The organism is Tannerella forsythia 92A2 (genome assembly GCF_000238215.1).
Taxonomy (GTDB): domain Bacteria; phylum Bacteroidota; class Bacteroidia; order Bacteroidales; family Tannerellaceae; genus Tannerella; species Tannerella forsythia.
The window spans coordinates 2,038,665-2,053,299 of the sequence record NC_016610.1; the positions used below are offsets into that span (position 1 = coordinate 2,038,665).

8 protein-coding genes and 1 tRNA gene are annotated in these 14,635 nt (G+C 50.4%); 1 reads left to right on the top strand and 8 read right to left on the bottom strand.

The annotated features are described in order from the left end of the window. Nucleotides 1-12: 12 nt before the first annotated feature. The 4 genes from BFO_RS08345 to BFO_RS15630 all read right to left on the bottom strand — a co-directional run bounded on the left by BFO_RS08345 (nt 13) and on the right by BFO_RS15630 (nt 6,436). Nucleotides 13-1,203, bottom strand: coding sequence for a TMEM43 family protein (locus tag BFO_RS08345; RefSeq protein WP_014225248.1), 1,191 nt, complete (start codon nt 1,201-1,203; stop codon nt 13-15). Nucleotides 1,204-3,231: 2,028 nt separating this feature from the next. Continuing rightward, a complete protein-coding gene (locus BFO_RS08355) occupies nt 3,232-5,460 on the bottom strand; it encodes a BACON domain-containing protein (RefSeq protein WP_041590808.1) in 2,229 nt (742 codons plus the stop codon). Between the two features lie 318 nt (nt 5,461-5,778). After that, nucleotides 5,779-5,919: a hypothetical protein gene (locus tag BFO_RS15625; protein WP_014225252.1), complete on the bottom strand. Its 141-nt coding sequence runs from the start codon at nt 5,917-5,919 to the stop codon at nt 5,779-5,781. Between the two features lie 358 nt (nt 5,920-6,277). After that, the gene (locus tag BFO_RS15630; RefSeq protein ID WP_014225254.1) at nt 6,278-6,436 is read right to left on the bottom strand and encodes a hypothetical protein; all 159 of its coding nucleotides are present in this window, start codon (nt 6,434-6,436) and stop codon (nt 6,278-6,280) included. Nucleotides 6,437-6,744: 308 nt separating this feature from the next. On the opposite strand from BFO_RS15630, the gene BFO_RS08360 reads away from it, so the two are divergent. Further along, the gene (locus BFO_RS08360; RefSeq protein ID WP_167536507.1) at nt 6,745-9,654 is read left to right on the top strand and encodes a hybrid sensor histidine kinase/response regulator transcription factor; all 2,910 of its coding nucleotides are present in this window, start codon (nt 6,745-6,747) and stop codon (nt 9,652-9,654) included. 155 nt (nt 9,655-9,809) lie between these two features. Here the strand turns inward: BFO_RS08360 and BFO_RS08365 are convergent, their stop codons facing one another. From BFO_RS08365 to BFO_RS08380, 4 genes are all read right to left on the bottom strand, one after another. Further along, on the bottom strand, nt 9,810-12,143 hold the full coding sequence (locus BFO_RS08365) for a family 20 glycosylhydrolase (protein WP_014225256.1): 2,334 nt from the start codon (nt 12,141-12,143) through the stop codon (nt 9,810-9,812). 36 nt (nt 12,144-12,179) lie between these two features. Beyond that, nucleotides 12,180-13,460 (bottom strand): serine hydroxymethyltransferase, encoded by a 1,281-nt coding sequence (glyA, locus tag BFO_RS08370; protein ID WP_014225257.1) that lies wholly within the window; start codon nt 13,458-13,460, stop codon nt 12,180-12,182. Between the two features lie 412 nt (nt 13,461-13,872). Then, nucleotides 13,873-13,944, bottom strand: a tRNA-Arg gene (locus BFO_RS08375). 67 nt (nt 13,945-14,011) lie between these two features. Then, on the bottom strand, nt 14,012-14,596 hold the full coding sequence (locus tag BFO_RS08380; protein ID WP_014225258.1) for a superoxide dismutase: 585 nt from the start codon (nt 14,594-14,596) through the stop codon (nt 14,012-14,014). Nucleotides 14,597-14,635: the final 39 nt, after the last annotated feature.

Below are 14,635 nucleotides of genomic sequence, written 5' to 3' on the forward strand. Positions count from 1 at the left end.
TTATAATTAAACTTATGATTGAGGTACGGTCTTTTTACTTCTGCTTTTGAGGAAGATAATTCCCGCTACGGCCGCCACCAATAACAGGATGCCGATGACGGGTCGATAAACGAGCCATGCAATAGCGATGACGATCAGTGACCATGCCAAGCCGAAAATCCAACATACAAGTCCTACGCCTGCATCGACGATGTTACCGAGGAAGGGCAGCACTTTAAAGAGCGTCGGCAAAAGGCTGAACATCGATTTTACTCCGAAAACGACAAGCAATAATCCTACGATACGCAGAATCCACGTCAGCATATTATTCTCGTCTTGTGCATTCTGAAACATATTATCGGCGCTTACCGTACCCATTTCGACCCGTGAGAATGATTCTCCGTTTTGGGTTTTATAGTCTTCAAACGTCTCACCGTTTACTTTGGCAATAAGTGAAATATCAGCCGGCATTACTTTGTAGAAGGTGATGCGGACGTCGCCTACGCGCGGACTGTTGGGCGATTGCCCGAAATAGACCGTATTTTTATCCGAATGTACCAGCGACACGCTGTCTCTCACCGATACGGACGTGTGCAACGCCTTGTTCCATTCGCGCACCTGCTCGTTGGTCATCTGTACATCCGCCGGCACGTTTCCGCTGATCGATCGTTTGATGAACTCCGGCAGCGTGTAGGCTCCGAAGGTCACGTTGTCTGCCAACTGATCTTTTTCTTCTATGGTAGTCAGTACAAAGTTCAGGTTCTTATATTCAGGGTCTTTAAATTCCGACGACTTAACAGGCTTGTCTACCCATTTCGATTCGTATGTATAGGTAGTGACCGTTTCCTGTCCGCCGCCGATTTTGTCGCGCGTCTCGCTCTTCGAGTTTTCGATCCATTGATAATATTCAACCTTGCGATTCAACTTGATTGCCAATGTCCGCACACCGAAAATATCGTCCGCAAGCGTGTCTTTCGTATCGGCAAAGGCCGAGGCATGGATCAGCTTGCCATTGAGCGACGCATCGACCGTCGAGACGTCGTCGACATGTACCGCCACCGATTCCGCTTCCTTGATCGCTTTCGAGGTTTTCACGGCGCGACCTTCATTCCACCAAAGCAGGCACGTACCGATGATGAACATCAGCAAACCGCTTACGATTCCTTTCATTGAACCGGACAACCGTTGTCCGTAACTTGTGTTTGTTGTTTCTGTATAAGCCATAATGTTACATGTTTAAATTGTTTATATTAATTGTTCCTTTTCTGTTGTTCAAATCATTTTTCACTCTTCACTTCTTTTGTCATTCAGCCGTCAGCCGTCAGCATTTCCCCCTTTGAGGGGGATAACATCCCCCTTCGCTTTCGCTCTTCCCCCTTTGAAGGGGGGGATGTTCCTCTGCGGTCGGTCATTTGTCATTCAGAGCGCTCTTTCTGTTACTTTTGGCTTGACCCAAAAGTAACCCAAAGGTCAAGGCTTCGTGCGCTTCACACGCCTTCGCGACACTTGCAGGTCGGAAAATCAGGTAACTCGCTTCGCTTCAGACAGCCTGATTTTCTTTCGCCCTGCTCGCTGCTCCATCGGCTCACCGCCCGAGGCCCATGGACGAAATTAATTGTCAATTAACCATTAATTTGTCATTCAGAGCGTAAGCGAAGAATCTCTTTCCTCTTTCCCACGGGATTCCTCACTGCGTTCGGAATGACAAAGGGCAGCATCCAAATCATTATTCATTCAGGCTTTCAGCCCTCCGCCGAGGGGGTCGCCCTGTTTCCCAACGCTTCGCTTCGCTGCACATTGGACTGAATTAACGCGCCCTTTCAGGGCTGTTACAGAGCGGTCAGCTTTCAGTCCCTTGCATTCCCCCTTCCAAAGGGATAACATCCCCCCTTCGCTTCCGCTTTTCCCCCTTTGAAGGGGGGGGATGTTCCTCTGCGTTCGGGACATCGTCTTTTGTCATTCAGAGCGTAAGCGAAGAATCTCTTCCCTTTCCCCCGTGAGATTCCTCACTGCGTTCGGAATGACAAAGGGCAGCATCCAAATCATTATTCATTCAGGCTTTCAGCCCTCCGCTGAGGGGGTTGCCCTGTTTTTTTTCCAACGCTTCGCTTCGCTGCGCATTGGGCTGAATTAATACGCCCTTTCAGGGCTCTTACAACGGTCAGCAAACAGATCAACAACTAAACAGATCAACAATCGAACACCTCAACACCTCAACGCCCCGAAGGGGTTAGCTCGCCCGAGGCCCAAGGGCTGAAAGCCCGGTATATTTCAGCCCCATCCCGTAAGGATGGGGTATCGATTCCCCGACCCCGTTGGGAGGGCTGAAAGCCTGACATAATTTGACAGGTACGTATGCGCCGCCCCCATAAGCACGTATGGGGCATCCCCATAAGCATGTATACGCCCGGCGCATATTCTATGTCATTTAACTGTTAATGTCTTCTCGAACACGCTTGTTCGAGGTGTTATCGGCTGCGTTTGTCTGCCTCTTTGTTTTATGACCGTTCTTGTTTATTGTTCTTAACGGTACAAAGATACAACAGCCTCTCCAAGTTACGCAATGAGTAAATTACTCAATTTTGATGAGTAAATTACTCAATTTTGCTGTTTGTACGAACGCGAATTTCACGAATGGACACATCCGAACGCCTCTGCGTTCGGTCTTTTGTCATTCAGAGCGCTCTTTCCGTTACTTTTGGCTTGACCCAAAAGTAACCAAAAAGTCAAGGCTTCGTGCGCTTCACACGCCTTCGCGACGCTCGCAGGGCGGAAAATCAGGTAACTCGCTTCGCTCGGACAGCCTGATTTTCTATCGCCCTGCTCGCTGCTCCGTCGGCTCACCGCCCGAGGCCCATGGACGAACGCCGAAATGAATGGTCAATGGTTATTTTCTAAATACATGATTCGGCGTGTACCACGCATAACAATTAACCATTAATTTGTCATTCAGAGCGTAAGCGAAGAATCTTTTTCCTTTCCCCACGGGATTCCTCACTACGTTCGGAATGACAAAGGGTGGCGTTCGGAATGACAAACGCGGTTATTTGCGTTGATTCGCGTCATTTGCGAAATTTGCGTTCGGATAACCACGCATAACAATTAACCATTAATTTGTCATTCAGAGCGTAAGCGAAGAATCTCTTCCCTCTTCCCCGTGAGATTCCTCACTACGTTCGGAATGACAAAGGGCGGCGTTCGGATTCCGTGTACCCGGCATAACCATTAACAATTGACAATTAACCATTAATGTTACTTCACCATCACCTTGGTTACGTGTTCTCCAACACGCACTACATACACACCCGGGGCTAACGGCTGCACATGATCGCCTGAGGGCAGGGCGAGCGTTTTCACCATCGCGCCGTTTACATTATATATATGTGCCGTTGCGGGCGAGGGCAAGGTGAGGCGCAAGGTGCCGTCGGCGGCGAAGATGCGCAGGCCGTCGATCGTTTCGTTGGCTACGGCCGAGAGGACTTCTATCTCGCACGAGGCTGACTTGCCGCTGCCGTCGGTGGCCTTGACCGTGATCGTCGCTTTGCCTTTCTTATGGATCGTCACTAAGCCGCTGCCGTCGACGGAGGCAATGAACGGATCGCTCGACTGCCAGTAGAGGAACGGATTCGTGGCGTTGGCGGGAGTGACCGTGGCTTTCAGCTGAGCCGTTTTGACATTCTCCAGCATGAGCGAGGGTTTGTTTAACTTCACACTGCTCACCGGCACTTCCTTCGGGGGTACTTCTTTTTCTACGATCTTCTCCACGATTTTTTCGATCACCGTGGGCGGTGGTGTGCTGACCGTGCCGTCCTGCACGACGAAGACCTTTTGCGTCAGCGTGCCGTCGGTGAGGGTGATCTCCCCGATACGGTAGTCGCCCGGATTGGCTTTCACGTTGAAGGTGAACGTACCGTTGCCTGTGGTCGCGGAGGTAGGCAGGCCGGTGATCCATGACTCGGTGGTGGCAGTTGTCCATGAGCTTGTGGCCGTGACGGTAACGGTCTTGCCCGTATGGGCTGCGTTGCTGACATGAATCAGCGGCGGCGTGGCGGAGAGCGAAGGGCCTCCTGCGCCGTCCTGCACGACGATGACCTTTTGCGTCAGTGTGCCGTCGGTGACGGTGATCTCCCCCGTGCGGTGAGCGCTCCCAGGGTTGGCGGCTACGTCGAAAGTGAACGTGCCGTTGCCCGTGGTCGGGGAGGTAGGCAGGCCGGTGATCCATGTGTCAGTGGTGGTGGGTGTCCAAGAGCCCGTGGCTGTGACAGTGACCGTCTTGCCCGTCGCGGAGGCGTGGGTGGCGGTGATCAGCGGCGTGGCCCAAAGCGAGGAGGCGCTGCCGCCGGTGCCGGCCTGCACGACAATGACCTTTTGCGTCAGCGTGCCGTCGGTGACGGTGATCTCTCCGATGCGGTGAGCGCTACCCGGATTGGCGGCCACGTTGAAGGTGAACGTACCGTTGCCCGTGGTCGGGGAGGTGGGCAGGCCAGTGATCCATGATTCGGTGGTGGCCGTTGTCCAAGAGCCCGAGGCTGTGACAGTGACCGTCTTGCCCGTCGCAGCGGCGTGGGTGGCGGTGATCAGCGGTGTGGCCGAGAGCGAGGAGGCGCCGCCCCCGGTGCCCTTCTGTACAATAGTCAGGGTATAGACGTCTCCAGAGGGCATTGTAGCCGTAACCTTTCCGGAACGTAAGGGGCCTGTATTGGGAGCCACTTTGGCGGAGAAAATCTGGCTACCATTTTCCGGAGATCCAAAATAAGGGTTTGTTATCCATGAATCTGTAGTGGATAATTTATAGTGAAATCCAGAGGTGATGCCGCTCTCTATTGTTCCGCCGGCAGCTTCTACGACCACTACGTTGGGTCTGAACGATAACAGCACGTCTTCCACAATAAGAAATTTACTCCATACATTTCTATTGAGATACTCTAACATCGTGTTTTCCGGAACATATAAAACACTGTATTCAGGGCTGATGCCTATATCTTCAAATACGTTTTCTTGGATCGGCGGGATGGAACCGGAATTCATCCAATGCACCCGCGGCTTTAAAGCAAAGCACTTCCCGAATGCTTTCTCTCCAATGCTCGTTACACTCTCAGGGATGTCGAGGCTCCTCAGAGATTGGCAACTGTAGAAAGCCTTTTTTCCGATGCTTGTCAGCCCGTTTCCTCTAAGGTAGCATGACCATAAAAGGTAATTGCCGATAAAAGCACTTTCACCGATTTCGGTGATGTCTGCAAGTATATTAATAGACAGTATGTTTCGACCTTCAAAAGCATGCGCTCCGATTTTGGTCACGTTGTACGTGTTTCCGCCGTGAGTTACCGTCTTCTCGATAGTGAAATTGTTCCCTCCCTGGGTGTTATAGGGGGAAGTGGCATTCTGGGATACGATGTGGACATCTGATCCATGAATCTTGTAATATAGGCCGCCCTGTGTGAAATCATACTGTTGCGCCCATGCGCTGACAGTGCTTCCCATCAGCCCAAGGAATAGGGCGATGATCCAAATTGAAAAATGTTTTACTTGTTTCATGATTATTAATGTTTTAAATTGGTTAGTAAATGTTTTATTCGTATAATTATTGTTCAATATCCAAATCCATATTCATTCAGGCTTTCAGCCCTCCGCCGAGGGGGGCGCCCTTTTTCCCCAACGCTTCGCTTCCGCATTCCCCCCTTTGAAGGGGGGGGAGGGGGGGATGTTCCTCGGCGTTCGGGACATTTGTCATTCAGAGCGCTCTTTCCGTTACTTTTGGCTTGACCCAAAAGTAACCAAAAGGTCAAGGCTTCGTGCGCTTCACACGCCTTCGCGACGCTCGCAGGTCGGAAAATCAGGTAACTCGCTTCGCTCGGACAGCCTGATTTTCTTTCGCCCTGCTCGCTGCTCCGTCGGCTCACCACCCGAGGCCCATGGACGAACACCGAAATGAATGGTCAATGGTTAATTGTCAATGGTTATTTTCTAAATACATGATTCGGCGTGTACCACGCATAACAATTAACCATTAATTTGTCATTCAGAGCGTAAGCGAAGAATCTCTTTCCTCTTCCCCACGGGATTCCTCACTACGTTCGGAATGACAAAGGGGGTTATTTGCGTCCATTCGCGTCATTTGCGAAATTTGCGTTCGGATAACCCGGCATAACAATTAACCATTGACAATTAACCATTAATTTGTCATTCAGCGCGAAGCGATGAATCTCTTTTTCCACTATTCGTCTTTCACTATTCATTGTTCGTTTTTTACTGCTTTAACTACCTTGATTATTTTGCTGCTTTTTTCACTTTTCACTCTTCACTCTTCACTCTTCACTCTTCGGCATACTTTCTTCATTTGCTTGTCTACTTCTGTCTCCACCATCTCCTTGATGGTATCAAGTAACTCCAAGCGTTCTTCTGCAAGATGCAGCGCCTTGTCGATCTTCTTTTCATGTTTTTCTTTTTTCCTTTCCATTATGCCGGAATCTTTTTTTTCTGTTGCAAATTTAGCCTCTGTTCGGGCGATCGGACTTGCTCAAATCGGACAAAAACCTGCTCAAATCGGACATTTTTTATCGCTCCCGACTTGCTTAAATCGGACAGCGATGGTTCTCAAACGGCAGTATAATAGTTTTTTATGTAGAAACAACGGGGGATATAGCACCTCATAATGGTATTTGGAAGAAAAAATTATTCTTCGATAAAATTTGTTTTTTAGGAGAGGATTTACGACTTTTGATGCGGACAAACAACATTATCCTAAATTTTATAGATATTGTCGATATGCCGTTCAACAGTAACGTCACTTTTTTATTCACCGCTTTATCGGTGTTTCTTTTTATGTTTCTTTCGTGCGATAAGATTTACGAACGATCGGATCGGGAAGGACATGCAGCGACAGATTCCCTTATGCTACAGGCTTACACAGGCGACTCCTTAGCCGTATCATTGCGAATAAACACCTCGGAAATCGAAAAGACTTACGATGCCTTCCTGAAAACAAGAGATACGGAGAAAAAAATCATGGCTGCCAACCGGTTGCTCGAGACGTTGTATCAAGACGGTTCGATCGATTCGCTGATCGTTTTTGCTCCCGGTGAAAACCTTGAAAGGTTGGAATTTTATGCTCATTACTATATGGGCGAATATTTTATTCTGTTCAACCGTTTTGATGAGAGCATCCGCAGCTTCGAATGGGCACGGAGTTTTTACTCCGAAAAATACGTAGGGGAGGAGGCTTTGTCGGACTTGCTGTCATCGCTGAGCGTATGCCTTCAACGCAAGGGCGAATTTCACCGGGCGCTGGAAGCTGTCAAAGAGAGCTACGCCCTTGATGAGGTGTCGGGCGACAAGGAACGCATTAGCACCTCGCTCAACAATATGGCTGCTCTCTATCTTGCCATGAAACAGCCGAAGCTGGCCAAGGATATGATCCTTAAAGCGATCGGCATAGAACGTGAACTGAACCGCGACCGCGTGCTCGCCATCCGGTTAGGCATCGCTTCGGAAGTGTATCTGAAGCTCGACGATCCTCGTAAGTCGTTGGAATTTTCGGAAGAAGCATACCGCCTCGACATGGGAGGCAACCGTCCGCACAAGGCTGCCGTCCGCCAATGTCAGATGGCAAGCGCTTACTATCAGTTGAAGGAATATGACCGCGCACACCAGCTGCTTGACGAAGCCATCCCCGTACTCACGGAAAGCGGTAACCGTCCGTCGCTGGCTATTGCATCGTTACAGCTCGGCGGAGTGCACGAAGCGCTCGGTAACCGCAAGCAGGCCCTCGAAGCATACCGGCAAGCCATTTCCGACGCCGTGCAGGTACATGCCCGTTATGTGGAGAAAAACGCTCGATACGCGGCTTATAAGGTGATGCGCGACATGAACGATCCCGGCGCACTGCCGCAATTGGAACGTTATACCGAACTGAACGACTCGATGTACCGGCACGAATCGGAGCGGATGATCGAACAGTACTACGCTCTTTACAAAACGGAAGAGATCAGTAAGGAGAGTGAGAAACACAGGGAAAGCCTGCGGGTCTCCATCTTCGTGGGGGTGATTGTAGCCGTCGTGCTGCTCGCTATCGTGCTGTTCCTGATATATCTTGTATACCTCCAACGGCTGCGCTCGCGAATGATGCGGCAGGTGGAAAAATTGCGCACCGGCTTCTTTACGAACATCACCCACGAATTGCGTACACCGCTCACGGTGATCCTCGGCTTGAGCCGAAACATCAGTGAAGACGAGAGCTTGCCGGAAAAGACACGTCTTGAGGGAAGCGCCGTCGAACGGCAGGGCAATCAATTGCTGACGCTCATTAACCAGCTGCTCGACATCTCGAAAGTGAGATCGGCACTTGGCGAACCGGACTGGCGGCATGGCGACATGACGGCATTCATCGGGATGATCATCGACGGATACCGCGAATATGCTCGCGAGAAAGAGATCGATCTTCAATACGTAACCGACAGACCGGTGGAGGCCGACTTTGTGCCTGATTATGTGAACAAGATACTCAATAACTTGCTTTCGAATGCGTTCAAATTTACTCCGGCCAACGGGAGGGTGCGTGTGAATGTCACCTCTGATGGCGATGACGTAACCATCACTGTGGCTGACACCGGAAAGGGGATCCCCAAGGAGAACCTCGCCCATGTGTTCGATCCGTTCTATCAGGGGGAATACGAAGGAGGTAATATCGGTACCGGCGTGGGACTGGCATTGGTGTGGCAGATTGTTCGGTCGGTCGACGGAGAAGTGAGCGTGAAAAGTGAACCGGACAAGGGCAGCGCCTTTACCGTGCGGTTGCCGAAACGGCATGGCGATGGTAAATGGAAACCATTGGAGACAAGGGAACCTAAACCGATTTTTGCCCTAACGACGGAGGAAAGCGGTATAGAAGATCGTGTGACCGGCGAAGAGAATCGTACACGTCTGCTCATTATTGAAGATAATAACGATGTAGCACGCTACATCGGCAGTCAAATCTCCGACGAATACGATATTTTCTTTGCATCCGACGGTAGGCACGGGCTGGAAAAAGCGCGCGAAATTGTGCCTGACCTGATGATCACCGACCTGATGATGCCCGAGATGGACGGACTTGAAGTGTGCCGGAGTGTACGTGCCGATGAACTGATCAGTCACGTGCCTATCATTGTGATTACGGCCAAAGTGACGGATGCCGACCGTGTGAAAGGGTTAGAGGCCGGGGCGGATGCTTATCTCGGAAAACCGTTCAATGGTGACGAACTGCGTGTGCGCATCCGGAAATTGCTTGAACAGCGTCGCTTCTTGCGCGAAAAGTTCTCGAAGGCGCTGGCCGAAGGCAAGGAGGCCGAAGTGCAGCACACCGATGCCGACAACCGTTTCCTCTCCAAAACGGTCGATGCCGTCTATCTGCTGATGGACAAGCAGCAGTTGGACGTGAATGCGCTGGCCGACAAACTTTGTCTGAGTCCGCGCCAGTTTCATCGCAAAATAACCGGATTGACGGGAGAGACACCCATGGCTTTTGTCATGCAAATAAGGATGAAACGGGCAAAGCAATTGCTCGACTCCAAGCCCGAATGGAGCATCGACGAGGTGGCCGAACGTTGCGGATTCGATCACTATTCCGGCTTTTATCACGCTTTTAAGAAAATGTTCGGCATCTCTCCTTCGCAATACAGGCGAAGAGGAGCGGAGTAATTCCGGATTTGTTGGCCGAACCTTGAAACTCTGAAAGTCCATACTGATAAAAAGAGAGCCGACTCAAAATGAGTCGGCTCTCTTTTCAGGGAACTTGATGCGGTTGCTCTGCCGAAACGTGCAATGCGATTCCGGCAAAGTAACTCACTGTTTATTTACTCGTGGAACAGCTGATTCTCAGCGATCGCTTCAAATTTTTCGGCATCGGCTTTGCGGATTTTTACGCTACCGTTGCCCCAGTTTGAAGGCCATCCGCCGATGATGTGTCCGAGGAAAACGACCTTGAACTCGTGCAGTCCTTTGGCCAGCGCTACCGAACAGTCGCGACGCGAGAAGCGTTTCGTTTCGCCGGTGTTGCTGATCAGCCTCCGACCGTCGACCCATACCTCTTCGAGGTCGGACGAGAAGTAGTAGACGCCGTCTTCGGGAATGTCTACATAGCCTTCGGCCATGGCGGCATATTGCTTCACTCCGCGCATCGATTCGCTGCTTTTAACGACCTTCGTAATTTCAGCAAGGCTCTTGATCGTCGATGCTTTCCAGTCGGTAACATCCGCCAACTTCGACGGTTCGAGGAACATGCCGTCCGTTACCTGCATCTTCAAACCCGGCTTGGCCGCAGCTGCTTCTTTGGCCGGTGCCAGTGCCTGCTTCTCTACGGTGATGGTGCGCACGGGGCTCATCTTTCCCGAAGGCAGTACGGAACGGATTTTCAACGTGGCTGATTCCGTAAATTCCAGCGGCGATTCGTATATGGCCGATTCGGGTGTGGGATCGTTGCCGTCTGTCGTGTAAACAACCTTGACAGGGCGGTTCGTCGTAAACTCGAGCGATGCCTTATCGGTGAACGCTACGAAATTGCATGATCCGTTCGGCTGTTCGGGCTGAGGAATGTAATAGTTAACCTTATGTTCGTCGAGACGCACGCAGGCGTTGTTCAACCGGCGCAAGAAGTCGTTATAGTTTTTCTTTTCGGGCTGTGTCCATGCAATCTCGCTTAGCGCCAGCACACGCGGATAAGCGCGATATTCCAAGATGTCGGTCGTGTACAGGTATTCCGACCACAAGTTACATTGAACGCCTTTGACGAAGTGGTCTTTGCCGAGCTTGATCAGGGTGTCGGGTGTCGGGTTGTAACTGTACGTCTTCTCTAACTTCGCGTTGCCGCCGATGGCTACCGGCTCGATTTTCGGATCGCCCTGATAGTGGTCGATGTACATCCCTCCCGATCCGGGCGTCATGATCACGTCGTGATCCATATTAGCCGCGGCAATGCCGCCGGCCTCGCCACGCCACGACATCACCGTGGCCGATGGTGCCAGACCGCCTTCCAGAATTTCGTCCCAGCCAATCAGACGCTTGCCGTGTCCGTTCAGCACTTTCTCGATACGACGGATTACGTAGCTCTGCAGCTCTTCTTCGTTCTTCAGACCTTCTTCGCGGATACGCTTTTGGCAAAGCGGACATTGCTTCCAGCTGCTCTTGGGACACTCGTCTCCGCCGATGTGGAAATAGGTGCCGGGGAACAGCGGGATCATTTCGGCGATTACGTCTTCAAGAAACCGGAAAGTCTCTTCTTTTCCGGGGCACATGACAATGTCTTCGACGCCCCAAATGATACGCGGCGTGATGGAATCGCCCTTGCACGAAAGTTCCGGATAGGCTGCGATGGCTGCGAGTTCATGTCCCGGAATTTCCAGTTCGGGAACGACGGTGATAAAACGCTCGGCAGCATAGGCTACGATTTCTTTGATCTCTTCCTGAGTGTAGAAACCGCCGTACTCCGTACCTTCTCCGTCGATACGCTTCGACCCGATCTCCGCCAGTTTCGGATACTTCTTGATCTCGATACGCCAGCCCTGATCTTCGGTCAGATGCCAGTGCAAGCGGTTGATTTTGAAGAGGGCTAAAACATCGATATGCTTCTTCACATTCTCGACCGGGATAAAGTGACGGCACGGATCGAGCATGACTCCGCGGTAGCCGAATCGGGGGGCGTCCTGAATGTTTACGCACGGAGCCACCCATGCCATACCATCGACGGTTGTGCTGCTTTCCACCTCGGCGGGCAGCAGTTGCAGGAAGCTCTGCATGGCGTAGAACAACCCTTGTGGGGTGCGCGCCTTGGCCGTGACCTTGTCTTTCGTTACCTCCAGTGTATAACCTTCTTCATGCTCTACCGATTCGTCGATCAGTAACACGATCGCATTCGATGCCGTTTCCTGGTCGGTCACTTGCAGCGTAAAACCGGTTGAGAGGTTGAGCTTGCCGGCGATAAACTCGGCGACCGTCCGGGCACCGGCGTCCTGTGCATAAAAAACGGTGTTCTTTTTCAGCTGAAAAGAACCTTCGCCCTGCTCCAGACTTTGCGGTTGAGGAATGATGTTGATTCCCTGATTGTAACTTTGCTGATTCGTGACCGGTTGCTTATTGTCGCACGCCGTCAGGCAGCATGCGCCGATCACTGCGGATAAAAATAATTTCTTCATATAATAATATAATAATTGAATTTGTGTTCCGGAGGATTACCATGCATACAACGGATAGTCTTTCATCGTCTGATTCACTTTGCTGCGCACGGAAGCGATCGTTGTTTCCGATTCGGGATTGGAAAGTACGGTGTCGATCATCTCGACAATCTCACCCATCAGCGGCTCTTTTACTCCGCGTGTGGTGATGGCCGGCGTACCGATACGGATGCCCGACGTTTGGAACGGCGAACGGCTGTCGAACGGTACCATATTCTTGTTCACCGTAATATCGGCGGCAACTAACGCTTTTTCAGCTACCTTACCTGTCAACTCGGGGAATTTGGTACGCAGGTCGATAAGCATGCTGTGGTTGTCCGTTCCGCCCGAAATGATTTTGTAGCCCTTGTCGATAAAGGCTTGTGCCATCACGGCTGCATTTTTCTTTACCTGTGTTTGATAAGTCTTGTATTCGGGTTCAAGCGCTTCGCCGAATGACATGGCTTTGGCGGCAATCACATGTTCGAGCGGACCACCCTGAATACCGGGGAATACCGCCGAATCGAGCAGCTGAGACATGGTTTTGATTTCGCCTTTCGGTGTTTTCTTGCCCCATGGATTTTCAAAATCCTTGCCCAGCAAAATCACACCACCGCGCGGGCCGCGCAGGGTCTTATGCGTCGTTGAAGTGACGATATGGGCGTGTGGCAGCGGGTTGTTCAGTAAACCGGCAGCAATCAGGCCGGCCGGGTGTGCCATATCGATCATCAGCAATGCGCCGACTTTGTCGGCAATCGCACGCATTCTGGCATAATCCCAGTCCCGAGAATAAGCGGAAGCTCCTCCGACAATTAATTTCGGTTTCTCGCGCAATGCCACTTCTTCCATCTGTTCGTAATCCACGCGTCCCGTATCTTCTTTTACATTATATTCGACGGCGCGATACAAGATACCTGAGCTGTTTACCGGCGAACCGTGCGAAAGATGCCCTCCGTGCGAGAGGTTTAAGCCTAAGAACGTATCGCCCGGATTCAGGACTGCCAGAAAGACGGCCGCGTTTGCCTGTGCTCCAGAATGTGGCTGCACGTTAGCCCATTCGGCCCCGAAGAGCTTTTTCAGCCGTTCGATGGCCAGATTCTCGCTTTCGTCTACCACTTCGCAGCCCCCGTAATAACGTTTCCCGGGATATCCTTCGGCATACTTGTTGGTAAGGTAACTGCCCATGGCCTGCATCACCTGTTCACTCACGAAGTTTTCCGAAGCAATCAACTCGATACCTTTCAACTGGCGTTGATGTTCACGTTCGATAATTTCAAAAATTACACTGTCTCGTTTCATAGAAATATATTTGTTAAAGATTTATATGTTTGTTTATCCTTCCGTCTGTTGCTATAATCACTTGTTTTTCATTTTTATTTTAGAGGCGTAAAGGTATTGTTTTTTTATGAATATACCGAATGATTGCGGGGGATTCTCTGTTAAAAAGTTATTTCGCATACGTTACATATACGACTGGCATGACACACTCATAAATGAACCTTGAGGAAGGCCCAGTCTCTTTTATTTCGTCCATGCCATAGGAGGGGTAGAAAGGGTGCATTTGTAGGTATGGTTCAGCCTTTGCAAACGATGCGTCGGTTGGCATGTATGTTGGGAAAATCGTTTCGATACGGAGTATAAAAAAACGTCTCGGCTAGAAAAAGCCAAGACGTTTTATGATTTTCTTTTGTTGCTCTGCAACTTCTGAAAGTAGTCCCGCCGGGAATCGAACCCGGATTTAAAGTTTAGGAAACTTCCGTTCTATCCATTGAACTACAGAACCGGTTCTTAAAAGGACCGGCCAACCGCTTTAACCGTCGGCCGGTAGTCCCTACTGATGCGACCTGTCTTTATTTCATTCTGCTCTCTACCACTTCCCAGTCGATGATGCTCCATACCGCTTCGATATGGTCGGCACGTCTGTTCTGGTAATCCAGATAGTAAGCGTGTTCCCACACGTCGATACCGAAGATCGGAGTGTATCCTCTCCGTACCGGATTGGAGCCGTTGGCTTCCTGTGTGATCACTAATTTACCTTCTTTATCGATGGATAAGAAAGCCCATCCCGATCCGAACAAGGTTAAGGATGCCTCCGTAAACTTCTTTTGGAAAGCCTCGAAGCTACCGAAATCGCGATTGATGGCTTCGGCAAGTTTGCCCTTAGGAGCGTTATGCTCTGTCTGAGGCTTGAATTGCAGGAAGTAAAGTTCATGATTCAGCGCTTGACCGGCATTGTTGAAAATAGCACCGTCGGGGGCTGTTTTAACAATCTCCACAATGCTTTTTCCTTCGTATTCCGTACCTACTATAAGTTTGTTCAATGTATTTACATAGTTCTGTAAATGTTTACCATAATGATATTCAATTGTCTGCTGGCTGATTACAGGTTCCAATGCATTCTGTGCATAGGGAAGCTTTGGTGTTTCAAAACTCATAAGTGTAATGCTTAAAAATGTAAAAACTAATGTTGATAA